Below are 21,040 nucleotides of genomic sequence, written 5' to 3'. Positions count from 1 at the left end.
ATATTTATTATGAAAATAAGAATCAGCGCACATGCGAAAGTATGCACGTTGATTTTTTTATTAGAAAAGAAAGGACATAAACATGTACTAGTCGACTTCACGAATCACCTTCCGATAAGTCATCATCGATTCAAGTTTTATGGAAGATCGACTAAAGGCGGACTTGCCGTCCAACGTCGACATACCCCTTTTGCAGGGGCATGATTCCTTTATCTCAATCGATTCGCTCCAGTCGCTACGTTTCTAAGCGGCGCTCTGCACTTTTCTTATTTGTGTATGATTCAGGCTATAACACTCATACTAACAGTAAGAATTTCCGAAAAGGAGGAAATTTATCATGGGGGGAATTATTTATATTCGCTTAAGAAAGTACACGAAGGTTACCAAAAATGAAGTGGTGTACTTAGAAGATATTGCATTTTTGACTGGTGATAGTAGTTTGTTAAAAAAAATGAAGCAAACAAAAATATATAAAGTAAGTGAGCAAGACCGATCGATGCTGGTTATTGATGTGTTTCAGGTTATTTCTCAATTAATTGAACAATTCCCTGAGGTGGAGTTCCAACCGCTTGGCCCGGAACAAACGATTTTAAAAATCGAAAAGCCTAAAAAAGTTTCTTCGATTTTTTTTGTATCCATAATCTGGCTGTTAATGTTTATTGGAACGGCAATGGCGATTATGAATTTTCACTATGATGTGAGTATGCAAGAGGTTCAACAGAAATTACACTATTTGCTGACTGGTGAAGAAGAGGCTTATCCATTGTGGATACAAGTGCCGTACTCACTTGGTCTCGGTATTGGGATGACATTGTTTTTTAATCATTTGTTGAAAAAACGTCTAAATGAAGAGCCGAGTCCATTAGAAGTAGAAATGTTTAACTACCAACAAGATTTAGATCGCTATATTACGTACTATGAAAATGATGTAGATCACAATAGACATGATCATTCGTCTAAGTGAACTTTTTATTGGGCTTGCATCAGGTCTAATTGTTGGTGGTGGACTTGTAGCTTTTTTAACGGTTTTGGGCATTATACCAAGACTAACTCAATTAACAAAAACAAATCGGTTTATTCGCGTATATGAAGCAGCTGTTATTCTTGGGGCACTATTTGGTACTTATTTGTCGTTTACAAATGCCGTTTTGCACGTATCTTTACTTGTCGTTGTCATTTGGGGAGCGTTTCACGGTGTATTTGTTGGAATGCTCGCAGCAGCTCTAACCGAAGTCCTGAATGTATTTCCGATATTAGCCAAACGTGTAGGGCTTCAAAGTCACCTTATTTGGTTTATGATGGCAATTGTTTTAGGTAAAATATGTGGATCATTATTTCAATGGCTGATTTTTGTTAAGTAAACTTTCTGTTGTTGGAAGGGGGTAACACCATGGACAAAAGAAAAGTGATTATCATTACTGATGGGGATGAATATGCCAGAAAAACACTGGATTATTTGGCGGGCAAGTTAGGCGGTACATGTTTAGCTTATTTGTCCGATAACCCTTCTCATGTCTCTTCTGAAGAGGTTATAAAAGCGATTCATAGCGCAAAGCATGACCCGGTGTATGTGCTTATTGATGATGCGGGTATACCTGGAGTTGGTGCGGGGGAACGTATTCTCATCGATATAGCCAATGATCACACAATTGAGATCATTGGCGCGATTGCTGTTGCAGCCAATACAAGGAATATGGAATGGACGAGAGTTAATTTTTCGATTGACAAAGATGGGAAGTTGATCCCAAATGGCGTTGATAAAGAAGGAGTACCTATCCCAGAACATGGCCGAATCAATGGCGACACAATTTATTCTTTAGACCAATTGGACATTCCCGTAGTAATCGCAATTGGTGATATAGGGAAAATGCGGGGAAGTGATGATATAAAAAAAGGTTCTCCTATCACAAGAAAAGCGATTGAAATTATTTTAGAGAGAGGTGGAAATCATGCCAAAAACGAAACATCCAATCTCCGCTAAGATTAAAGAAAACCAAGCTTATTTGAAAGAACATATTGGCGTAGGAACTTCTTTTGATATTGGATACCGGAAAATTACAGTCTTAAAAAAGCAAGTTGATTTGTATTATTTAACAGGGCTTTGCGATACCGCTATTATTGTAGAACTACTAAAAAAGTTAGTAGAAATAAATGACAACGAGAAAAGCACACTAAAAGTACCAGATATTATTGAAAACAGATTAGTCCATCAACAGGTTACACGTGTCTCATCGATGGATGAGGCAGTGGATCAGCTGTTATCTGGCTTAATCGTCGTATTTATTGACGGAGCGAGTGATACTTTAGTCGTGGATGTGAGAAGCTACCCAGGGCGTTCACCAAAAGAACCTGATACGGAAAAAGTTGTTCGTGGATCAAGAGATGGATACACAGAAAACATTATAGAAAATACTGCGCTGACGAGAAGAAGAGTAAGAGATGAAAGACTAAGAAATGAAATTGTAAAAGTCGGAGAACGTTCAAAAACGGATATATGTATCTCCTACATACAGGATGTAGCTGATCCTGGCTTAGTAAAATTAATTAAAGATGAAATGAAACACATTGAAATAGATGGCTTATCGATGGCGGACAAAACGGTTGAGGAGTATCTTGTAAAACAAGGATTTAATCCTTTTCCAATGGTTCGCTATACAGAAAGGCCGGATGTTGCCTCAAGCCATTTATTCGAAGGACATGTGTTAATTATGGTTGATACATCTCCAAGTATGATCATTACACCTACAACATACTTTCATCATGTACAGCATGCGGAAGAATATCGACAAGCTCCTGTCGTTGGTACATTTATCCGCTGGATCAGGATTTTCGGTATATGTATGTCGATTTTTTTATTACCTCTTTGGTTATTGATGGTAAAAGATCCAACGATGGTACCAGCGGAATTGCAATTCATAGGCCCAAATGAACAGGGGAATATCCCGATTATTTTGCAGTTAATTATGGCCGACATTGGTATCGAGTTTTTACGCATGGCTGCGATCCATACCCCTACCCCTTTATCAACAGCAATGGGGTTAATTGCAGCAGTACTAATCGGACAAATCGCGATCGATGTAGGGTTATTTAGTGCAGAGGTTATTTTATATGTTGCACTTAGTGCGATTGGTTCTTTTGCGACCCCAAGTTATGAATTAAGCATGGCTAACAAAATTAGTCGGGTCATCCTTGCGATCATAACCGCTTTTTTCGGTGCCAAAGGACTAGTCATTGGTTTTACACTGTATGTCCTGTTGTTAGCGTGCACGAAATCATTGAATACACCATATTTATGGCCATTTCTCCCGTTTGATGGCAAAGCGCTAACGCAAATTATTTTCCGTGTTTCTGTACCATTGACAAAACAAAGACCAGGCATTGTTCATCCGCGAAATGACAACAAGCAACCGTAACTAAAAGTTGAACTGTATTGCAAGTTATGGTAAATTAATTTTATTATTGGCTTAAGATGTATATCCTCTATAGATGAGTCTTAACCATTATAGAATCCCTTGTCCTAATCATTATGTTATTCGTTGTAGAATAATGGATAATGGTGATAAGGGATTTTCGCTTGCAGTCTAGACATGTATGGAGGTGTGAATAAATGAGCCGATCTCTTGTAGCAAATACGGAAGGGAATTTAACTATAGGTGGAGTTGATGCAGCCTATTTGGCAAACAAATATGGTACGCCATTGTTTGTATATGATGTTAATATGATTCGTGATAATGCAAGAGCTTTTGTAGATACTTTTGATCACTTAGGTATCCGGGCACAAGTTGCTTATGCAAGCAAAGCATTTTCATCTGTTGCGATGCTTCAAATAGCTAAACAAGAAAAGCTGAGCTTAGATGTGGTATCTCAAGGAGAATTGTATACAGCATTACAGGCGGATTTTCCTGTAGAAAGAATTCATATGCATGGAAACAATAAAAGCTTTCAAGAACTAGAAATGGCAGTCGAACATAAAATTGGTTGTATTGTGATCGATAACTTTTATGAAATAGAGTTATTAAAAGATGTACTAAAAAACTATGACCACACTGTAAACGTGTTATTACGGGTTACACCTGGGATTGAGGCACACACCCATGATTATATATTAACAGGGAATGAAGACTCAAAATTCGGCTTCGATTTATCCAATGGTCAAGCAGAACAAGCTTTTAAATTAGTACAAAAAGAACCTAATATTTCCGTAAAAGGATTACATTGTCATATCGGTTCACAAATTTTTGAGACTGATGGTTTTGTAATGGCAGTGAGAAGGCTGTTCGATACGTTTAAAGCGTGGAAGAATGACTATAATTACGAACCACAAGTATTAAATTTGGGTGGTGGTTTTGGAATCCGTTATACAAAAGATGATGATCCATTACCGCTAAACGGGTATGTGGAAGCGCTTGTCAAAGAAGTGACAAAGCAGGTAGAGCGGAATGATATGTCGTTACCAGAAATTTGGATAGAGCCAGGTAGAGCGATTGTTGGTAATGCGGGTACGACTATTTATACGTTAGGATCAATCAAAGATATTCCAAACGTTCGTAAATACGTGTCCGTTGATGGCGGTATGACAGATAATATCCGACCAGCCTTATACCAAGCGAAGTATGATGCAGTTGTTGCCAATAAAGTAAATCAGCCGCTAGTAGAAAAAGTATCGATTGCTGGAAAGTGTTGCGAATCTGGAGATATGTTAATATGGGATTTAGATGTTCCCATTGTAGAGCATGGAGATTTACTCGCTGTATTCAGTACAGGTGCATATGGTTATTCCATGTCCAATCATTATAATCGTTTCCCGAAAGCGGCAGTCGTGTTTATTGAAGATGGAGAAGATCGTTTAGTCATTCAGCGTGAAACATTTAAAGATGTTGTAAGAAACGATTTATCGTATGAATAAAAAGGAGGAAATTTAACATGAAACAAGCAACAATTGAATTTGAAAATGGTGAAGTAATTAAAATTGAAATGTATGATGAAGCAGCTCCTAACACGGTAGCAAACTTTGAAAAACTAGCGAACAGTGGCTTTTATGATGGCGTGATTTTCCACCGTGTTATTCCAGGTTTCGTAGCTCAAGGTGGCGACCCATCTGGAACTGGTGCTGGTGGACCAGGCTATACGATCAAATGTGAAACAGAAGGAAATCCACATAAACACGTTGCTGGTTCTCTTTCAATGGCACATGCAGGAAAAGATACAGGCGGCAGTCAATTCTTTCTTGTGCATGAAGCACAACCACATTTAAACGGTGTTCACACTGTTTTTGGACAAGTTACCGAAGGCATGGATACTGTACTCAGAATTAAACAAGGTGACGTAATGAAAAAAGTACATGTAGAAGAAGTATAAAAAAGGGAGTCTTCGGACTCGCTTTTTTCTTGTCCTTATGGTGCTGTTTTATGAGAACCGGGAAGGGGATGGTCCGCGATTGAATTTATTCTGTTAGTCTGTTACATGCTTGTTATAGCACCAATTGGGATAATTGTTCATGAATTTGGACATGCCCTTGGAGCAGTATTCGTAAATGCAGACGAGGTTACACTGCATATTGGTAGTGGCAACGCGTTTAAGTCTATCAAGCTCCTTAAGATAAATGTCGTATTTCACAAGTATATTTTATTTGGAGGAAGGGCCTTAAGTACGCGGACCGTCGAGTTTACAAAGCTTGAACGGATTGTTATTACGCTAGCGGGACCAATCTTAAATATTTTTGTAGTTGTTGTACTTTATGTGTTTAAACAAGATTTTACAAGTTTTTTCATCGAGTTATTGCTGTTGTTTAATGGCTGGATGGCACTGTTCAACCTTGTTCCATTTAAACGCAATGGACAAATGTCAGACGGCTACCAAATAATTCATATTTTGAGATCAAAGTAAAATTACATAATAAACGCATCTCATAAGAATACTATTAGATGGATATAATTTACGCTTTTGTTAAATGTGCTTATTTACCATAGACTATCCGTTGTTAATACGATATAATTCACGTAATCTTAGTTATTTACAAGAATTGAAACGGAATGATTGGTCGTTCACTATTTTACAGATGCTAATTTTTAATGAGGGGTCTCATATGCTAATTCGGTACAAAAAGAATTTCGAAAAAATTGCGATGGGTTTGCTGTCTTTTATGCCTGACGAAAAAGAAGTGAAAAGACTGCAGCAGACGATAAAAGAATACGAAAACAATCCAGACTGGCACCTCTTTTTATGGAAAGAAGAGGATATATTAGGTGCGGTAGGAGTGATTACAGAAGAAGATCGGGCAATTATTCAGCATATTACTGTTAATCCTTCTCATCGTAACTTAGGTTTGGGGCAAAAGATGGTTCAAGGTGTGAAGGACGTTTTTAACAATAAATATACGGTTTGTTCAACTAATCAGACAGAAGCATTTTTAAAACGTTGTGATTTGTAAATAAACGATATTAAAGCCAGCTCTTTGGATCAGAGCTGGCTTTCTTGCTTTAATTCTGTTTGTTATTAACTTTAAATTCAGTGTTAGCCACAACTAAATCAGTCGTGCTTTGTCCAATTTTGGACACTTATAGTATAATAGTTTTTGTGGCTAAGTAGATAAGTAAATCTTTGCAGACAGAAAAGGCATTGTAAAAAGTGGTGCTAGCCAGGGCTCAAAAAGGCCCCGGCTATCTAATGGTGTATTACAACCATGCAGCACCGACGATAATTAGAAGAATGAACAACACAACAATTAAGGCAAAACCGCCGCCATAATTTGCACCCATTATTGAATTCCTCCTTTTTTCGGATTATCATTGTATTACATTAATATCCTATGAAAATTGGAGAGATGTGTATAGGCGAATGTGACAAAAATTAAAATTTCTACAGGAAGTTTGGAAGGAAGATGGTTGTGAATAACGCTTACCAGGTAAGGATCGATGCCTTTGAAGGTCCTCTAGACTTACTGTTGCATCTAATAAACCAGTATGAAATCGATATTTATGATATACCTGTTGCTGAGATTACAGAGCAGTATATGCACTATATTCATACCATGCAGCAGTTGGAATTAAATGTAGCTAGTGAATACTTAGTTATGGCAGCCAGCTTACTTGCAATGAAAAGCCAGATGCTGCTTCCTAATCAAGAATTGGATTCAGAGGACGATACATATGAAGAAGACCCACGCGAAGAACTAATGCGGAGACTAATTGAATATCGTAAATATAAAGATGCTGCACATACATTGAAAGAAAAAGAATTAGAAGCAAATCAAATCTATACACGACCACCGCAAATCTTTGATTATTTTGAAGAGAAGCAACCTGTCGTACAAGGCGATGTTTCCATTTATGATATGCTTCATGCGATGAGTAAAGTATTTGAACGAAAAAAATGGAATCAACCGTTAGAAACGAGAATTCAACGAGCAGAAATACCGATAAAAGTACGCATGGAAGAAGTGCTTCATCAGTTGCGTCAAAGTAAAGAAGGATTGGCATTTCATCAACTATTTGAAGTACCCGTCCGCTCGCACATTGTCGCAACATTTATTGCGATTTTGGAATTAATAAAAGCAAAGCATGTCTATTGTATGCAGAACAAACCTTTTGGAGAATTAATGCTTTATCACATGGAGGATGAGACGTGGACATAAAAGAATTCAAAGCTATAACAGAGGGGTTATTATTTGCTTCCGGTGATGAAGGGTTAAGTAAGAAGCAATTGCAAAAAATATTAGAATTAAATCGAGCGGAAATTGATCATATCATTAATGAATTGGTGTATGAGTATGAGCATTTAGAACGTGGTATTACCATTATGCAATCGAAGGATATCTACCATTTAACAACGAAACCAGAGCATACGTTCTATTACCAAAAATTGATGGAAACACCGCAATCATCAAGATTATCACAAGCAGCATTAGAAACATTAGCGATCATTGCTTATAAACAGCCGATTACGCGCACAGAGATTGAAGAAATCCGGGGAGTAAATAGTGATCGTCCGGTACAAACATTAGTTACTAGATCTCTCGTTGAAGAGGTAGGTAGAAAAGAAGGTGTTGGTCGTCCTATTCTTTTTGGAACGTCAAAGGACTTCTTAACTTATTTTGGTTTAAAATCTATTGAGGAACTGCCGCCTTTACCTGAAGATGTAGAGCAGGAAGATGTAGAACAGGAAGCAGATTTATTTTTTGAGCGTTTCAAGGAATCATGGAGTGCGGACAAAGAATAAACAATATTCGAGCGGTTTAGCTAGGACAATCACCTAGGAAGAAAAACAGCATAAGCTATAGCTGAGGTGATTCGATGAATAGTAAACAGGAGTACTTATCTGCATTATTAGAATGGGCAGAAAAGGTAGAATCCCAAGTTAGTAAACTAGGACATGAAAAGCAAGAGTTAACAGAATGGAAAACACAGTTTTCAGAATGGAAAGCGCTCGTTCAAAAGAAAATTGATAAAGACGACATAACCGACAATGAGATTATCGATTTACAACAAAAAAGTCAGAAGCTAATTTATCTATTAGCAGCGTTAAAAGAACAACCCCGTCAACAAGATTATGTAGCAATAGGCAATCATCGCTTGCCACCACTTCCGTATAAATATAATGCGCTAGAGCCATATATTGCCGAAGAAATTATGAGACTACACCACGATAAGCACCACCAATCATATGTCGATGGTCTTAATAAGGCAGAAAAAGAATTATATAAGAAAAATCTAGATAAGGATTTAATAAAACATTGGATGCGGGAGCAAGCATTTAATGGGTCAGGACATTACTTGCACACCATCTTTTGGTTTAATATGTCACCGCGTGGTGGTGGCAAACCATCTGGTTCCTTACTGGCACAGATTAACAAGGATTTTGGTTCGTTTCAGCAATTTAAACAATTGTTCTCAGAAGCAGCTAAATCTGTCGAAGGTGTAGGGTGGGCAATTCTTGTCTGGCAACCAAGGGCAGCTAGGCTTGGTGTACAAACCGTAGAAAAACATCAAATGTTTAGTTTATGGGATGTCATTCCTTTACTCGTACTAGACGTTTGGGAGCATGCATACTACTTGCAATATCAAACCAAACGAGGAGATTATGTGAATAATTGGTGGAATGTTGTTAATTGGGAAGATGTGCAAGGTCGATTTGCAAAAGCAAAAACACTAGAGTGGCCATTATTTTAATAGCAAGCCTCTTACCGATAGGTAGGAGGCTTGCTATTCTTTTAATTTGTGAGAAGACATTGTGAGGGTTAATAGCTTAAATCCGATTTAGTGATTAATGGTGTGCCTAAACGACAGCCTTGGAAAAGTACGGATTCCACAGCATAGTTTAGTTTTCTATTCTGCTTCACTTATGTGACGTGATTTAGGTGGTTGTGATTTCTGTTTCGAGAGTGTGAGTCGGTGATCTTTTATGTTGCCGAATGTGCACCTATTTAATGAAATGCTTGCTGTAAGCTGGCTTATAACAAACAAGAGTTGTTTGTCAGTGAAAATTTGGTGATTTTTCATTCTAACCTATCCATTCACATCAAGCCAACTAGCGACATTTCCCAATCGGAAGCCAACGCACATCTGTTGAATCAACCCAACTAGCGGCAGTTCCCAAGTAGATGTCAACCCACAACTGTCGAATCACCCCCACAAGTGACAGTTCTCAGTAAGATTTTCACTTGCATCTGTCGCTACACCTCCAAATAAGCGAACCACTCTCGCCGAGTGTACCTACTAGTGTTAACTAACTTCATTTTAAATAGAACTTAATTAAATTTCACTCATACGCCTGTCCTTTTCGCATAAACTTGTATAGATATACCGAAGGCAGGGAGGTAGAAGGGTTGAAGCACGTAATATTAATAGTATGCAGTATAAATTTGCTATTGTTTGCACTTCCAATAAAAGTAGATGCGAAACCGAACGTATCAGCTAGAAATGCGATACTAATGGAACAATCTACTGGTCGAGTGTTATTTGAAAAAGCAGCCAATGACCCAAATTTAATTGCGAGTATAACAAAAATAATGACAGCAATTATAGCTATAGAATCAGGTAAGCTGGACACCGATGCTACAATTAGCCATCGCTCTGTCTACACGGAGGGCTCTTCGGTTTATTTAGAAGAGGGAGAGAAAATGAAACTGGAAGATCTCGTATATGGTCTTATGCTTCGGTCCGGCAATGATGCTGCAGTAGCTATAGCAGAACATGTTGGTGGTAGCGTGGAAGGCTTTGTGCATTTGATGAATGAAAAAGCAGCGTGGCTCGGTATGACAAGTAGTCACTTTGATAATCCGCATGGATTGGATTCCGACACGCATTACTCAACCGCTTACGACATGGCGTTATTAATGCGCTATGCAATGGAGAATGACGTTTTTAAAGAAGTGACTGGAGCTAAATCTCATAAAGCGGAAACACGAGAATATGCTTGGGGAAATAAAAACAGATTATTAACACAGTATTATGAGTATTGTACAGGTGGTAAAACAGGCTATACCAAAGCGGCTGGACGATCACTCGTTACAACTGCAGAAAAAGATGGCATGCAGTTAATTGTCGTCACGATTGATGGACCAGATGATTGGAACGACCATATGCGGTTGTTTGATTGGGGATTTGAACAATTTGACATGGAAAAAATAGAGGAAAAAGGTAAAGAAACGTATAACATAAACAATTCGGAAGTATTCATTAATGGCTTTGTACGAGAAAATCTATCCATACCGCTTGCAGAAGATGAACTATATAAAATGGAAGTCTCAACGTACATTAGTCCAGAAGCACTTGAAGAAAAAGATGGAGATGTAATTGGGAAAAAATTGTACAAGTTAGACGGGAATATAGTAGCTGAAACAGCGATTTATTCAGATGAGAGAGAAGAACCGCATTTCCTACAATCTGTATTAACAATGTTCCACCGCTTAACAGGGGTTTTGTAATATGGTAAACATCATTTGGGCTTCGATGGCTATCATTGGCATCGTCTATGCGATGTTTAATGGAACAATGGATGAGGTAAATAGAGCTTTATTTGAAAGTGCTGATGATGCGGTTACCTTATCCATAGGCTTAATTAGTGTTCTTGTATTTTGGTTAGGTTTGATGCGTGTGGCTGAGCATGCTGGGTTATTACGCATGCTAGCCAGGCTTTTTCGTCCAGTTGTGACGAGGTTATTCCCTGAAATACCAAAAGACGATCCGGCAATGGGCTATATACTTTCTAACTTTACAGCAAACTTATTCGGATTAGGAAATGCCGCAACACCAATGGGAATTAAGGCCATGGAGGAAATGAAGCGGTTGAGTGGGTCCGATCATGCGTCAAGGTCAATGATTACCTTTTTAGTCATTAATACCTCTAGTTTAACGATCGTACCATCGACAGTGATTGCGATTCGTATGCAATATGACTCTGCGGCCCCTACTGAGATTGTTGGTACAACCCTGATCGCAACAATCATCACTTCAATTTCTGCGATTATAGTCGATCGGCTATTCTATTATAGAAGGGTGCGGAAAAATAAACAATGAGTCTAATTACGACAATTAGTACATGGCTAATCCCGTGTATTATTTTATTAGTACTTGTTACAGCAACTTGGAAGCGGCTTGCAACGTATGAGATTTTCGTAGAAGGAGGAAAAGAAGGAGTGAAAATGGCAGTTTCTCTTCTTCCTTTTTTGTTAGGTATGATGGTGTCGATTGCTATTCTAAGAGGATCAGGTGCGCTAGATGCAGCAATAGATTTTATCTCCCCAGCACTTTCCGCTGTCGGCATTCCGTCAGAAATTGTCCCATTGGCGATTGTGCGGCCAATCTCAGGAACAGCCGCGCTGAGTATGATGACAGAGTTAATTAGCACGTACGGACCAGATAGTTTTATCGGTCGATTGGCTTCTACAATGCAAGGGAGTACGGACACAACCTTATATATTATTACTGTTTATTTTGGTGCTGTCGGTATTAGAAGAATGGGGGATGCTTTAAAAGTTGGACTGGTAGCTGATTTTATTGGTATAATAGCATCAATCGTCGTTGTATCGATTGTGTTTCTATAAACTAGGCGTTAACATTGACTGTTAACGCTCTTGTTATGTTTACAAATAAATACGTGTAGAATAAAAATAAGACTGTTGTGATTCTGGCGGGAAATAACTAGAATGCGTCGTAACTTGGAGAGTGGTTAACCCGCTCCGGAAATCCACTTCGCGCACCTTAGGGGGGCTAGTGAGCCTCATCGAACTGCGTTCTGTGGGGTCTCACTTACGCCGCTAGTCCCGCAGGAGTCGAAGTGGATTTCCTCCGCTGCTAACGGGATTTCTCATTTGCGTCGGGTGATTGGAGCTCCGGGCAGTCGACTCCAGCGGGAATAGCGCGAGCTGAAGATCCACTCAGAAGCGCACTATGGGACTGCGATTACTCGTCCCACCGAAAACATTTGCTTCTGAGTTAGCTGAAGCCGTGCCCGCGGAAAGCGACTGCCCGGAGCGGAAATCACGAGCACTACGTTACGACGGAGTTTACTTCAACTATGAACTAAAAAGCAACAACCTTTAAGTAAAGAACCAAAAAATAAAAATATAAGTTATGGTGATAAAAATGAAAAACACACAAGAAAGATTACAAAAAGTAATTGCACAAAGTGGTGTAACATCAAGAAGAAAAGCGGAGCAATTAATCGAAGCTGGTAAAGTAAAAGTTAATGGACAAGTTATAACCACATTAGGAACGAAGGTAATACAAACCGATAAAATAGAAGTTAATGGTGTGCCTTTAGAAAAAGAGCAGCCGGTTTACTACTTGCTGTACAAGCCTAGAGGGGTTATTTCTAGTGTGAAGGATGACAAAGGAAGAAAAGTTGTTACCGATCTGTTGCCATTTGTTAAAGAGCGAATTTTTCCGATTGGCAGATTGGATTATGATACGTCAGGTATCATCTTACTGACGAACGATGGTGAATTTGCTAACCTGCTAATGCATCCGAAGTATGAAATAGATAAATTGTATGTTGCAAAAGTAAAAGGTATACCTACAAAGCAAGATTTGTTTCAATTGGTTAAAGGTGTAAAGGCTGAAGGTGAACAATTAAAGGCCGCTTCTGCAAAACTTATGTCTGCAGACAGCAAAAAGCGTACGGCGATTGTTGAACTTACTTTGCATGAAGGGAAAAATCGTCAAATAAGACGAATGATGGAGGCGATTGGTTTTCCAGTTGATAAGCTGAAGCGCGAACAGTACGGTCCGATTTCACTTGAAGGACTAAATGCAGGTGACTCACGTGAGTTGACTCCTAAAGAAGTGAACCAGTTACGAGCTCTTACTAATAAAATTGTCAAATAAAGTTCAAATATTGTTCGAATATCAAGCTTGCTTTTAATGGTACAATCGGATAAGGGGTGTTCAAGTTGGATAGAATGACAGAGGCGCAAACGAGCAAAGTTAAGAAAAGAAGAAAACGGTTGTTTTTTCGAACTGTGATTTTGCTTGTACTTGTTGGTGCATTAGCGTTTGCGCTTATATCTAATTGGATGAAGGATAAAACAGTTATAGAAGTTGGCGACCAAGCGCCGAATTTTCAGCTTATGACTACGAATGGAGACGATGAGGAAACGATTCGTTTATCAGAACTAGAAGGTCAAGGTGTTATGCTCAATTTCTGGGCTACTTATTGCAAGCCATGTGAGCAAGAAATGCCTTTCATGGAAAATCTTTATCCAGAATATAAAGAAAAAGGGATCGAAATTCTTGCAGTTAGTGTAGATGCTACGGAATTAGTAATTGACCGCTTTGTAGATAGATATGAACTAACATTCCCTGTTTTTCATGACAAAACCGGAGAAGTAATGCGCCGATATAATGTTAATCGATTACCTGCCACGTTATTCATTGATGAACATGGGGAAGTAGTCGAGATGATTACAGGAGGATTAACACTCGATCATTTACAAGAAAACTTAGATCAAATCGTGCCACAAGGATAATGTCAAGGGCAATAATGAGGGGTAAATATGAAGAAAATTGTGTGTGAAGCTTGCGGTCACGTTAACCCAGAGGGTACAATTCTTTGTGGTTCGTGTGGAAAACCGTTAAACAGCAATGATGAAAAAGAGGTCGAAGGCAAAACAAAACTATTAAATATGCGGTATGATGGATCCGCAAGAAGATCACAAACATACAATAAATCGATTATTGATAAAGTATGGAATTTTTTCTCATCTGTAAAAGTGGGCATTTGGTTAATTGTGATTGTATTAGTCGCTTCATCATTAGGGACCATCTTTCCACAAGTAATTTATATTCCGACGAACGTAATTCCGGCTGAACATTATCGAGACCAGTACGGGATATTTGGACAAATCTACTACCAATTAGGCTTTCATGATTTATACCAATCATGGTGGTATATACTATTACTAGCATTACTTGGTATCTCGCTCGTAGTTGCAAGTATTGACCGGTTTGTGCCTTTATACAAAGCACTAAAGATGCAAAAGCCAAAAAGACACGAATCTTTTTTGAAACGTCAGCGATTGTTTAGTGAGACTGCTGAAGTTTCGGAACAAGACAAACAAAAAGTTATGGAAAGATTAAAAAAGCATCGTTACAAAATCACCGAAGAAAATGGACATGTTTTAGCAGAAAAAAACCGTTTTTCCCGCTGGGGACCGTATGTTAACCATATTGGACTTATTATTTTCTTAATTGGTGCTTCTTTGAGATTCTTACCATTCATGTACATAGATCAATCGATTTGGGTACGAGAAGGTGAAACAGTCGAAGTCCCAGCAACGGATCGAGAATATTACGTGGAAAATATAGATTTTAAGTTAGAAGTATATGATCAGAATGATGAGAGATACAAAGAAGCATTAGAACTTCAAGGACAGGTGCCAAGTAATTTCCAAACCGATGTGATTCTGTACAAAAATACACAACAGGGAATTGTTGGTCAGGAACCAGAGCTAGAGGAAGTAAAAGAAGCTAGTATACGAGTGAATCATCCGTTGAAATTCGAAGGTTTAAGGTTATACCAATCAAGCTATCAACTAAATGAATTCAGCTCAATGAGCTTTAAAATTCATCGTACAGAAGATAGTGAAGAAGAGTCTTTAGGGGATTTTACCATCAATCTAGTAAATCCTGAACAAGAATACCAACTCGATAATGGTTTTCGAGTTACGCTTGAAGAATTTTATCCTGACTATTATCTAGATGAAGGGCAGCCTAGATCTCAATCAAACTTCCCGAGAAACCCAGCATTCGTATTTTTTGTTTATCCGCCAGATGAAACTGAACCAGAGATAAGCTTTGCAGGAATTGGGAAGAACATTCCAGCCTCTGACGACAACGAATACAAATTAGGACTTACTAATTTTGAGGTGCGTGATGTTACTGGTCTAACACTGAAGAAAGACTATACACTTCCAATTATAGCGTTAGGTGGTATTATATTTATGATTGGTGTTGTACAAGGGCTGTATTGGTATCATCGCCGCATTTGGCTGCATCCGAAAGATAACGGGTTATGGATTGCTGCTCATACGAATAAAAACTGGTATGGAATGAAAACTGAAGTAGAAAAAATCATCAAAGATACATCAATTAATAACATTAATGATCAAGAACAAGAGGGGTAGTTTCCTTAGCTTATACGAAGCATAAGGAACAAGGAGGATAAACATGGGAGATTTATATTCACTAAGTAGTAACCTGCTGTTTATAGCGTTTGTATTATATTTAACAGCCACATTATTTTTTGCCGCTACAATACGTGATAAGGATGCGCAAACTACACGTACTTTTTCAAGTAGAATTGCAATTTCACTATCGATCTTAGGCTTTCTTTCACAGCTAGGATATTTTATAACACGTTGGATTGCTAGTCATCATGCACCTGTAAGTAATATGTTTGAATTTGTAACTTTTTTTGGGATGATGCTAGTCTTTGCTTTTATTATCCTTTATTTAATTTACCGACTAAATATACTTGGTTTGTTTACGATGCCAATTGCATTGTTGGTTATAGCTTATGCAAGTATGTTTCCAAAAGAAATATCACCCTTGGTACCTTCGCTTAAGAGTAATTGGTTACATATCCATGTAACTACTGTGGCACTTGGGGAAGCGATTCTTGCGGTCAGCTTTGCTTCAGGGTTAATTTATTTAATTAGACAAATTGATCAAACGAGAAAATCAAAACAAACCGCATGGCTCGAAGTAATTATTTATTCTTTATTTTCCGTGCTAGGGTATATCGTGATTACATCGACATTTACTGCAATGAATTATCAAGCATCATTTGAAATACCAAGTGAAACACAGGGAGAAGTAGACACAGTCGAGTATAGAGTTCCTCCGATTTCCGGTCCATCGTCTGGTACATTAGTATCTGACACGATGCAGCCGCTTTTTGAAACACCGAGCTGGTTTAAAGGTGCAAATGCAGGAGTGAAATTTAATACATTAATTTGGGCGTTATTAACTGGAGTAGCAATTTATCTTCTTGCACGCTTAATTCTTAGAAAACGAATTGCAGCTGCAATTCAACCATTACTGAAAAAAGCAAATCCAGATTTACTGGATGAAATCTCTTATAGAGCCGTTGCAATCGGGTTTCCAATCTTTACATTAGGTGGACTAATATTTGCGATGATTTGGGCACAACAGGCGTGGGATCGTTTCTGGGGTTGGGATCCAAAAGAAGTTTGGGCACTTATTACGTTCTTTTTCTATGCTGCATTCTTACATTTAAGACTTTCTAGAGGTTGGCATGGAGAAAAATCCGCATGGTTAGCTGTAGGTGGATTTGCTATAATTATGTTTAATTTAGTTGCCGTAAACCTAATCCTTGCAGGTTTACACTCATATGCATAACAGTTATTGCTAAGGGGGCAGGCGTAATGGAAGCTAAAACACGAATATTAGTTGTCGATGATGAGGATAGAATAAGAAGATTAATTCGGATGTACTTAGAGCGTGAAGATTATCAAGTTGATGAAGCGGAAAATGGCGATGAAGCACTTGAATTAGCTTTTACAAATGATTATGCGCTAATTTTATTGGATATTATGATGCCTGGAAAAGATGGTATTGAGGTGTGTAAAGAAATTAGAGATAAACAGGACACACCTGTAATCATGCTTACAGCAAAAGGCGAAGAAGCGCACCGCGTACAAGGCTTTGAAGTAGGTACAGATGATTATATCGTAAAGCCTTTTAGTCCGAGAGAAGTTGTTTTACGTGTGAAAGCACTATTAAGACGGTCAACAACGGCTGGAAGCTTTGCGCCAGGTGCTAATTCTGCGAAGGAAATTATTGAGTTTCCACACCTATCTATCGATCAAGATGCCCATCGCGTCTTAGCGGATGGAAAAGAAGTTAGTCTTACACCGAAAGAATATGAGTTGTTATACTTTTTAGCGAAAGCTCCAGACAAAGTATATGCCAGGGAGCAGCTTTTAAAAGAAGTTTGGAAGTATGAATTTTTCGGTGACTTGCGCACAGTAGATACGCATGTGAAAAGATTACGTGAAAAACTAAATAAAATTTCTCCAGATGCTGCTAAAATGATTGTTACCGTTTGGGGTGTAGGCTACAAATTTGAAGTAGCCGATGAGTCATGATTTTACGTAGTGTAGTTGGAAAACTATGGATAACATTTTTAGTTTTAGTATCATTCGTATTATCAATTTTAACGGTATTATTATTAGAGTTCTTTGATAATTTTCATGTAAATGAAGCGGAAAATGAGCTTCAGCAAACAGCTGCGAAAGTAACAGAAATTATCGAGCAATATGATGATCGTGCATTAGTGCTTGATGTAACAGAGAGAATTAAAGATCCGTCTAGTCGTGTCATAATCTCGTTTTCCGAAAATGACTATTGGGTTTCCAAAAAAACCAATAATCAATTGCCAAACATTTCATTAGAGTGGTTAATGAAATTAAATTTAGAAACACCACTAGAGCAACAATTGCCTAATAGTAACCAAGAAGTAATGGTAGTAAAGGCACCGTTAGGTAACACTAGTGGTGCTGTTTTTGTTTATCAATCGCTAAGTGAAGTGAAAGAAACAACGAAACAGACAACGAAAATTATATTACTTGGTGCTGGGATCGCGATTGTATTAACTACTGTTTTCGCTTTCTTTTTATCGACAAGAATTACCTCGCCACTTATAAAAATGAGAGAAGGCGCCATGGAACTTGCTAGAGGGGAATTTAATACGAAGGTTCCCATTTTGACGCATGATGAGATTGGCGAGTTAGCGATGGCATTTAATCGAATGGGGCGTCAATTAAAATTTAACATTAATGCGCTCAGTCAAGAAAAAGAGCAGTTGTATAGTATATTGAGTTCAATGGCAGACGGCGTTATTACCTTAAATAGAAAGGCTAATATCTTAGTTACTAACCCACCTGCAGAGAAGTTTTTGTCTGATTGTTACTTTGAACATGACCAATTACCTTCTGAAGAGAAAGTATTGCCGAACGAATTGAAGGAAATGTTTAACGAAGTAATTTTAACCGAACAGGAAACGGCTAGAGAGGTGTCGATACAAGGTAGAAACTGGGTAGTCATTATGACGCCATTATATGATCAAAAACGTGTGCGTGGTGCGGTTGCAGTGATCAGAGATATGACCGAAGAGCGCCAAATGGATCAAATGCGTGATGATTTTATCGCGAATGTTTCTCATGAGTTACGCACACCGATATCGATGCTGCAAGGTTATAGTGAAGCAATCATGGATGATATTGCAGAAACGAAGGAAGATAAAAATGAATTAGCACAAATTATCCATGATGAGTCGTTAAGAATTGGGAGATTAGTAAATGAATTATTAGATTTGGCTCGTATGAAAGCTGGACACATTCAATTACAATTACAACCTGTGGACATTCAGCCGTTTACGAATCGGATAATGAAGAAGTTTCGAGGTTTAGCCCAGGATAAAAATATCGAGTTACAGTTAGCGTTCGAAGAAGATCTACATCTAGTTATAGATCCAGACCGGATTGAACAAGTACTAACCAATCTAATTGATAATGCAATAAACCATACGAATGAAAATGGACAAGTGTTAGTTTCTATTCAATCTTTTGATAACCATGTGCAGTTTTCTGTTAAAGATACAGGTACTGGTATACCACAAGTAGATATACCATTTGTATTTGAGCGCTTTTATAAAGCTGATAAATCACGAAAACGTAAAAATGGAAAATCCGGAACGGGGCTAGGACTGGCTATTGCAAAAAATATTATTGATGCACATCATGGATTGATTAGTGTGCAAAGTAAGCAAGATGAGGGTACGACTTTCACGTTTACAATTCCAAAAAATATCGAAATAGCTTAAATAATGTTGAATTACCTTGAATTATCTTGTTACTTATGAAACAAAGCTTTCTTATTTGCAAGCCATGTGATAAAATTTATTTTGGAAATGGAGTCAATTTCACCAGTATTATCAACAAAGTATGATGAAGTTGACACAACTAAATAACTTAATTTTGGAGCTAGTTTTACTAGCTTAAAAGGGAATCTGGTGAAATTCCAGAGCTGTCCTCGCAACTGTAAGTGTGTACGAAATGAGCAAATGCCACTGTACAAATACGTATGGGAAGGCCTCAGATTAGGACGATACACAAGTCAGTAGACCTGCCAATTTTACGTATGTCAAGGCTTCGAGGGTTGAGCGTTTGAGTTGATCGGTAAAGTAGATGTGGATTCATCTTTTATCTGGTTATTCTTTAACTTATCCTTTGTTCGTTTGGATAAGTTTTTTATTTAGTCAAAAATAGGCAATTTGAAAATACTGAAATTAGCCGTTCTATCAACATGTAGTTGGATTAGTCCAACTATAACGGATATGAATAGCTGTGTAAGGTAATTATAAAATTGACTCAAAATGATTAAATAACCTCGCGTACAACCAGTGCTCGAAATATACAATATTATGGAGGTTATTGGAAAATGAAGAAGGTTCTTATAAGTTTGTTTTCAGTATTTATAATTTTTAGTTTAATGGTTGGTTGTGGAAAAGCAGAATCAAACGATGATAATCACGCTAATCATGCTGGAGAAAATGCCAATCAAGAAGTAAATGAAGAAGTGAATGAAGAAATTACGGAAGAAGTAGCTTTCACTATTTCCAAAGACAATGGTGAAGAAATTATTGCTGAGGAAGAAATTGCTGTCGAAGAAGGTGCAATTTTGTTAGATGTACTTCAAGAGAACTTTGAAGTCGAACTAACAGAGCAAGGATTTATTACCGCTATTAATGGTAGTGAGCAAGACGAGGAAGCTGGAGTATATTGGATGTATGATGTGAACGGCGAGGCGGCTTTAGTCGGTGCAGGTGAATATGAGCTTCAACCAGGAGATGAAGTTGTCTTTGATTTACGAGGTATGTAAAGTATCAATATGAATGTATACAAATTAACTGTAATTGCGCTTCTATCTGCTGTAGCAGTTGTTGGCAGGATAGCTTTTAAAGACTTGCCGGGCTTCCAGCCTGTAACCTCGCTGATCATTATTTGCGGCTATTTCTTAGGTCCGATTGCAGCTGCAATTCTGGCTGTACTTACAACATTTTTATCGAATATGACTTTAGGCTTGGGAATATGGACGCTTGCTCAAATTGTAGCTTGGGCATGTATTGGTGTTACGAGTGGTTTAATTGGAAAAGTTCATTGGAAAAAACCACTCATCGTCCTGACAATTTTTGCAGTGCTGTCTGGATACGTATTTGGTTTATTTATGTCTATTCCGAACTATTTAATTGCAGGAAAATTTTTCCCTTATTATCTAGTTGGAATACCTCATGATACGAATCACGCAATCGGAAATGGTATATTTATGGTAGTACTGTTTCCGGTTCTTTCAAGAATCCTAATAAAATATCAAAAGAATTGGAAAAAACCTCGAAATACCAACTGAAAAAGGTTGGTATTTTTTCATTATTTTTAATATAGTTAAAGTGTGTGTTTAAAAAGGTGGCCAATTAGTAGCAAGAAGGTCAGGTGGGAGTTCCCCAGTGATCATTTGGTGTC

Annotated in this window: 23 protein-coding genes and 1 riboswitch; of the genes, 22 read left to right on the top strand and 1 reads right to left on the bottom strand. The window is 38.0% G+C overall.

The window, feature by feature from the left end; genetic code table 11:
- Positions 1-337 precede the first annotated feature (337 nt).
- The 8 genes from ACI6MV_RS04540 to ACI6MV_RS04505 all read left to right on the top strand — a co-directional run bounded on the left by ACI6MV_RS04540 (position 338) and on the right by ACI6MV_RS04505 (position 6,430).
- Complete coding sequence (locus tag ACI6MV_RS04540; RefSeq protein WP_407268757.1) at positions 338-964, top strand: stage V sporulation protein AA; 627 nt, start codon at positions 338-340, stop codon at positions 962-964.
- Positions 945-1,361 (top strand): stage V sporulation protein AB, encoded by a 417-nt coding sequence (locus ACI6MV_RS04535; RefSeq protein WP_407268755.1) that lies wholly within the window; start codon positions 945-947, stop codon positions 1,359-1,361. Before ACI6MV_RS04540 ends, ACI6MV_RS04535 begins: the two co-directional genes overlap by 20 nt.
- Positions 1,362-1,390: 29 nt before the next feature.
- On the top strand, positions 1,391-1,981 hold the full coding sequence (spoVAEA, locus tag ACI6MV_RS04530; RefSeq protein WP_407268752.1) for a stage V sporulation protein SpoVABEA: 591 nt from the start codon (positions 1,391-1,393) through the stop codon (positions 1,979-1,981).
- The gene (locus ACI6MV_RS04525) at positions 1,950-3,413 is read left to right on the top strand and encodes a spore germination protein (protein WP_407268751.1); all 1,464 of its coding nucleotides are present in this window, start codon (positions 1,950-1,952) and stop codon (positions 3,411-3,413) included. Before spoVAEA ends, ACI6MV_RS04525 begins: the two co-directional genes overlap by 32 nt.
- A 194-nt stretch (positions 3,414-3,607) precedes the next feature.
- A complete protein-coding gene (gene lysA, locus ACI6MV_RS04520; RefSeq protein WP_407268750.1) occupies positions 3,608-4,906 on the top strand; it encodes a diaminopimelate decarboxylase in 1,299 nt (432 codons plus the stop codon).
- Positions 4,907-4,923: 17 nt separating this feature from the next.
- On the top strand, positions 4,924-5,358 hold the full coding sequence (locus ACI6MV_RS04515) for a peptidylprolyl isomerase (RefSeq protein ID WP_407268749.1): 435 nt from the start codon (positions 4,924-4,926) through the stop codon (positions 5,356-5,358).
- 105 nt (positions 5,359-5,463) lie between these two features.
- Positions 5,464-5,886, top strand: a complete 423-nt coding sequence (locus ACI6MV_RS04510) for a zinc metalloprotease (protein WP_407268748.1) — start codon at positions 5,464-5,466, stop codon at positions 5,884-5,886.
- A 199-nt stretch (positions 5,887-6,085) separates the two neighbouring features.
- Positions 6,086-6,430: a GNAT family N-acetyltransferase gene (locus ACI6MV_RS04505; protein WP_407268747.1), complete on the top strand. Its 345-nt coding sequence runs from the start codon at positions 6,086-6,088 to the stop codon at positions 6,428-6,430.
- Between the two features lie 244 nt (positions 6,431-6,674).
- Here the strand turns inward: ACI6MV_RS04505 and ACI6MV_RS04500 are convergent, their stop codons facing one another.
- Positions 6,675-6,758 (bottom strand): YjcZ family sporulation protein, encoded by an 84-nt coding sequence (locus ACI6MV_RS04500; RefSeq protein WP_077621677.1) that lies wholly within the window; start codon positions 6,756-6,758, stop codon positions 6,675-6,677.
- 128 nt (positions 6,759-6,886) lie between these two features.
- On the opposite strand from ACI6MV_RS04500, the gene ACI6MV_RS04495 reads away from it, so the two are divergent.
- From ACI6MV_RS04495 to ACI6MV_RS04430, 14 genes are all read left to right on the top strand, one after another.
- On the top strand, positions 6,887-7,633 hold the full coding sequence (locus ACI6MV_RS04495) for a segregation/condensation protein A (protein WP_407268746.1): 747 nt from the start codon (positions 6,887-6,889) through the stop codon (positions 7,631-7,633).
- Positions 7,624-8,217: an SMC-Scp complex subunit ScpB gene (gene scpB, locus ACI6MV_RS04490; protein ID WP_407268745.1), complete on the top strand. Its 594-nt coding sequence runs from the start codon at positions 7,624-7,626 to the stop codon at positions 8,215-8,217. Before ACI6MV_RS04495 ends, scpB begins: the two co-directional genes overlap by 10 nt.
- A 74-nt stretch (positions 8,218-8,291) precedes the next feature.
- Positions 8,292-9,167 (top strand): superoxide dismutase, encoded by an 876-nt coding sequence (locus ACI6MV_RS04485; RefSeq protein ID WP_407268744.1) that lies wholly within the window; start codon positions 8,292-8,294, stop codon positions 9,165-9,167.
- Positions 9,168-9,823: 656 nt separating this feature from the next.
- Positions 9,824-10,924 carry a D-alanyl-D-alanine carboxypeptidase family protein gene (locus ACI6MV_RS04480; protein ID WP_407268743.1) on the top strand — a complete coding sequence of 367 codons (1,101 nt, stop codon included), beginning with the start codon at positions 9,824-9,826 and terminating at the stop codon, positions 10,922-10,924.
- A 1-nt stretch (position 10,925) separates the two neighbouring features.
- On the top strand, positions 10,926-11,516 hold the full coding sequence (locus ACI6MV_RS04475) for a nucleoside recognition domain-containing protein (RefSeq protein WP_407268742.1): 591 nt from the start codon (positions 10,926-10,928) through the stop codon (positions 11,514-11,516).
- Positions 11,513-12,043, top strand: a complete 531-nt coding sequence (locus ACI6MV_RS04470; RefSeq protein ID WP_407268741.1) for a spore maturation protein — start codon at positions 11,513-11,515, stop codon at positions 12,041-12,043. The genes ACI6MV_RS04475 and ACI6MV_RS04470 overlap by 4 nt, the downstream gene beginning before the upstream one ends.
- A gap of 541 nt (positions 12,044-12,584) precedes the next feature.
- Complete coding sequence (locus ACI6MV_RS04465; RefSeq protein WP_407268740.1) at positions 12,585-13,325, top strand: pseudouridine synthase; 741 nt, start codon at positions 12,585-12,587, stop codon at positions 13,323-13,325.
- A 74-nt stretch (positions 13,326-13,399) separates the two neighbouring features.
- On the top strand, positions 13,400-13,966 hold the full coding sequence (gene resA, locus ACI6MV_RS04460) for a thiol-disulfide oxidoreductase ResA (protein ID WP_407268865.1): 567 nt from the start codon (positions 13,400-13,402) through the stop codon (positions 13,964-13,966).
- Positions 13,967-13,993: 27 nt separating this feature from the next.
- Positions 13,994-15,622, top strand: a complete 1,629-nt coding sequence (locus tag ACI6MV_RS04455; RefSeq protein WP_407268739.1) for a cytochrome c biogenesis ResB family protein — start codon at positions 13,994-13,996, stop codon at positions 15,620-15,622.
- Positions 15,623-15,665: 43 nt separating this feature from the next.
- A complete protein-coding gene (ccsB, locus tag ACI6MV_RS04450; RefSeq protein WP_407268738.1) occupies positions 15,666-16,859 on the top strand; it encodes a c-type cytochrome biogenesis protein CcsB in 1,194 nt (397 codons plus the stop codon).
- A 26-nt stretch (positions 16,860-16,885) separates the two neighbouring features.
- Positions 16,886-17,608, top strand: coding sequence for a response regulator transcription factor (locus ACI6MV_RS04445; protein WP_407268737.1), 723 nt, complete (start codon positions 16,886-16,888; stop codon positions 17,606-17,608).
- Positions 17,605-19,344: an ATP-binding protein gene (locus ACI6MV_RS04440; protein WP_407268736.1), complete on the top strand. Its 1,740-nt coding sequence runs from the start codon at positions 17,605-17,607 to the stop codon at positions 19,342-19,344. The genes ACI6MV_RS04445 and ACI6MV_RS04440 overlap by 4 nt, the downstream gene beginning before the upstream one ends.
- Positions 19,345-19,482: 138 nt before the next feature.
- A riboswitch (cobalamin riboswitch) is annotated at positions 19,483-19,668 on the top strand.
- Positions 19,669-19,961: 293 nt separating this feature from the next.
- Positions 19,962-20,402 carry a DUF4430 domain-containing protein gene (locus tag ACI6MV_RS04435; protein ID WP_407268735.1) on the top strand — a complete coding sequence of 147 codons (441 nt, stop codon included), beginning with the start codon at positions 19,962-19,964 and terminating at the stop codon, positions 20,400-20,402.
- Between the two features lie 9 nt (positions 20,403-20,411).
- A complete protein-coding gene (locus ACI6MV_RS04430) occupies positions 20,412-20,927 on the top strand; it encodes an ECF transporter S component (RefSeq protein WP_407268734.1) in 516 nt (171 codons plus the stop codon).
- Positions 20,928-21,040 lie beyond the last annotated feature (113 nt).

It is taken from the genome of Radiobacillus sp. PE A8.2 (assembly GCF_045635475.1).
Classification (GTDB): Bacteria; Bacillota; Bacilli; order Bacillales; family Amphibacillaceae; genus JBJGXI01.
Note: the sequence above shows the minus strand (reverse complement) of the source record. Positions and strands in the feature narration are given on the sequence as shown.

Coding starts and splice junctions, on each gene's coding strand:
- ccsB (WP_407268738.1), top strand. CDS start 15,666: ATGGGAGATTTATATTCACTAAGTAGTAACCTGCTGTTTATAGCGTTT.
- ACI6MV_RS04540 (WP_407268757.1), top strand. CDS start 338: ATGGGGGGAATTATTTATATTCGCTTAAGAAAGTACACGAAGGTTACC.
- ACI6MV_RS04525 (WP_407268751.1), top strand. CDS start 1,950: ATGCCAAAAACGAAACATCCAATCTCCGCTAAGATTAAAGAAAACCAA.
- ACI6MV_RS04435 (WP_407268735.1), top strand. CDS start 19,962: ATGAAGAAGGTTCTTATAAGTTTGTTTTCAGTATTTATAATTTTTAGT.
- ACI6MV_RS04475 (WP_407268742.1), top strand. CDS start 10,926: ATGGTAAACATCATTTGGGCTTCGATGGCTATCATTGGCATCGTCTAT.
- ACI6MV_RS04465 (WP_407268740.1), top strand. CDS start 12,585: ATGAAAAACACACAAGAAAGATTACAAAAAGTAATTGCACAAAGTGGT.
- lysA (WP_407268750.1), top strand. CDS start 3,608: ATGAGCCGATCTCTTGTAGCAAATACGGAAGGGAATTTAACTATAGGT.
- ACI6MV_RS04470 (WP_407268741.1), top strand. CDS start 11,513: ATGAGTCTAATTACGACAATTAGTACATGGCTAATCCCGTGTATTATT.
- ACI6MV_RS04505 (WP_407268747.1), top strand. CDS start 6,086: ATGCTAATTCGGTACAAAAAGAATTTCGAAAAAATTGCGATGGGTTTG.
- ACI6MV_RS04440 (WP_407268736.1), top strand. CDS start 17,605: ATGATTTTACGTAGTGTAGTTGGAAAACTATGGATAACATTTTTAGTT.
- ACI6MV_RS04430 (WP_407268734.1), top strand. CDS start 20,412: ATGAATGTATACAAATTAACTGTAATTGCGCTTCTATCTGCTGTAGCA.
- ACI6MV_RS04535 (WP_407268755.1), top strand. CDS start 945: ATGATCATTCGTCTAAGTGAACTTTTTATTGGGCTTGCATCAGGTCTA.
- ACI6MV_RS04455 (WP_407268739.1), top strand. CDS start 13,994: ATGAAGAAAATTGTGTGTGAAGCTTGCGGTCACGTTAACCCAGAGGGT.
- ACI6MV_RS04510 (WP_407268748.1), top strand. CDS start 5,464: ATGCTTGTTATAGCACCAATTGGGATAATTGTTCATGAATTTGGACAT.
- ACI6MV_RS04500 (WP_077621677.1), bottom strand. CDS start 6,758: ATGGGTGCAAATTATGGCGGCGGTTTTGCCTTAATTGTTGTGTTGTTC.
- ACI6MV_RS04445 (WP_407268737.1), top strand. CDS start 16,886: ATGGAAGCTAAAACACGAATATTAGTTGTCGATGATGAGGATAGAATA.
- spoVAEA (WP_407268752.1), top strand. CDS start 1,391: ATGGACAAAAGAAAAGTGATTATCATTACTGATGGGGATGAATATGCC.
- ACI6MV_RS04515 (WP_407268749.1), top strand. CDS start 4,924: ATGAAACAAGCAACAATTGAATTTGAAAATGGTGAAGTAATTAAAATT.
- ACI6MV_RS04485 (WP_407268744.1), top strand. CDS start 8,292: ATGAATAGTAAACAGGAGTACTTATCTGCATTATTAGAATGGGCAGAA.
- resA (WP_407268865.1), top strand. CDS start 13,400: ATGACAGAGGCGCAAACGAGCAAAGTTAAGAAAAGAAGAAAACGGTTG.